This is a genomic window from uncultured Vibrio sp., assembly GCF_947488985.1.
In the GTDB taxonomy this organism is placed as follows: Bacteria; Pseudomonadota; Gammaproteobacteria; order Enterobacterales; family Vibrionaceae; genus Vibrio.
Window position 1 is genome coordinate 1 of sequence record NZ_CANLBV010000241.1, and the last position, 918, is coordinate 918.

1 protein-coding gene is annotated in these 918 nt (G+C 34.9%); it reads right to left on the reverse strand.

Annotated features, from left to right (window positions below; translation table 11 throughout):
- Positions 1-86 precede the first annotated feature (86 nt).
- Positions 87-791: a hypothetical protein gene (locus tag Q1A70_RS20100; protein WP_299695812.1), complete on the reverse strand. Its 705-nt coding sequence runs from the start codon at positions 789-791 to the stop codon at positions 87-89.
- Positions 792-918: the final 127 nt, after the last annotated feature.

The window sequence follows — 918 nt, forward strand, 5'->3', positions numbered from 1 at the left end:
AGTTCAAAGTGGCTGTGTGATTATGGATTTGGCAATATTAGATCATATTTGTTAACAAAGTGCGATCCCGCCCTGATACCACCACATTACGCAATTAGGTGGTTCAAGAATTCCAAAATAGGTTGTTTCATGGATAACAGTAAGCTGATCAAAAATAGCATCGTAGGAACAATAAAATCAAAGAGATAAAACTTCAGCTTACTTGCCAAAGAATAGTTTCCAATTGCTTTCTGGAAATTTTCTATTCTTTCGCTATCGTATTTTACAGCCACAAAAAAATCACCAATCATCCGATCAATATGTTTTTGAGCTAACTCTAAAACTTCTGCATTTCCTTTTGGTTTTGATTTTGCTGCAACCATTCCCATACTGCACTGTAATGTCGCTTGAAATCGAATATTGTCTTCACTGATTTCGTTGATTACAGGGATTAATGTAACTTTATGGCGGTCACTCATATTTATCTTGTCTTTATGACTCGTTACTAGATTATTAAACAAAGGGATAGGCGTATTGATATCTTTAAAGTTAGGCTTCACATCGACGTTAAGAAATTTGAGTTTCCACTCCGTATATTCGGTATAAAGGTAATAAAAATAGTTGACTCCAAACCAAGCAGTAATTAATGGCAATCCTAAACTGATGGCATCATTTGGTAGCGTCACATTGAATAATTTGAAAGTCTCTAAATTTGTATATTGGAAGTGTATAATGCCTAATACACAAAAAAACAAAAGATTTCTTCTATGTTTTATCGAGACTTCTGACGGTTCAAAAAACTTTATTTCCATTCTAACCCTTATACAGCTTTAAATTTCTGCGAATTTAGATTTAATACAACTAACGAATGACATGGATTCCCCCTCCCGAGGATCTGCCACACTTATGTGGTACTTAAATGCACCGGAGGCACCATGT

What these genes read in the sequence shown, in the direction of transcription:
- Q1A70_RS20100 (WP_299695812.1), bottom strand. Translation starts at nt 791, where the DNA reads ATGGAAATAAAGTTTTTTGAACCGTCAGAAGTCTCGATAAAACATAGA.